Here is a 777-nt window from a genome sequence, read left to right as displayed (position 1 = left end):
GGCGTCTCGATGTCGTCCAATGCCTGGCACACCGGATCCCGCTATAATGCACTCCATATCTCAAAGAGGGTCGTTCCCATCATCCAGCGGCTTGTTGATGTCGGCCTGATCGACTTCGCTGCCGGACGTAACATCGCCCCGGGCCACCCGAATAACCGAACTTCACGCATTCGTGCCGCCCAGCCATTGGTCGAATGGTTCGAACAGCAGCCTGTGCCGAGAGACGATATCGTTCGGGCCGTGGGTGAGTCCGGATCGGTCCCGTACGCCCAGTGCAACCAGTCGTCCCGCTTGTTGTCGGCTTGCGAGCCGAGGACGAGGTGGTCCGGGTTGACGCAGAGGCGATCGTGGCAGCGGTGCCGGACGACTTGCTGCGTCGAGGCCGTCTCCCGATTCAGCACACAGTAGATGAAGCGATAGGCCTCAATCTGCCTGCCGAGGAACCGCAACTTCGCCGGTCCCACCGTCGCCGTGATCCGGCAGCCGGTTTCACACTTGGGAATGTATGGCCACGGGCTAGATCAGATCGAGGTCTACGATGCCGACTGGTTCAGAGAACCGTTGAAAGACGAAGGGATTCGCGCGTGTATCCCGGGCCGGAAGCAACGCAACACCACCGTCAAATACGACAAACGCCGATACAAGCGACGCAACCGCATCGAGATCATGTTCCGCAGGCTCAAGGATTGGAGGCGCGTGGCGACAAGCTATGACCGCTGCCCCAAGGTCTTCCTCTCAGCAATCGCGTTGGCCGCAACCATCATGTTCTGGTTCTGA

At 60.0% G+C, this 777-nt stretch carries 1 protein-coding gene and 1 pseudogene; one reads left to right on the top strand and one right to left on the bottom strand.

Going from position 1 to position 777, the window contains the following annotated elements; genetic code table 11:
- Positions 1–41: 41 nt before the first annotated feature.
- On the bottom strand, positions 42–401 hold the full coding sequence (locus RXV88_RS23790; protein WP_410468860.1) for an HNH endonuclease: 360 nt from the start codon (positions 399–401) through the stop codon (positions 42–44).
- Between the two features lie 133 nt (positions 402–534).
- Here RXV88_RS23790 and RXV88_RS23590 point away from each other — a divergent pair.
- A pseudogene (locus RXV88_RS23590) lies at positions 535–777 on the top strand (transposase); the annotation flags it as partial.

The organism is Aestuariicoccus sp. MJ-SS9 (assembly GCF_032586235.1).
Classification (GTDB): Bacteria; Pseudomonadota; Alphaproteobacteria; order Rhodobacterales; family Rhodobacteraceae; genus Aestuariicoccus.
This window is presented reverse-complemented; position numbering and strand designations above follow the sequence as displayed.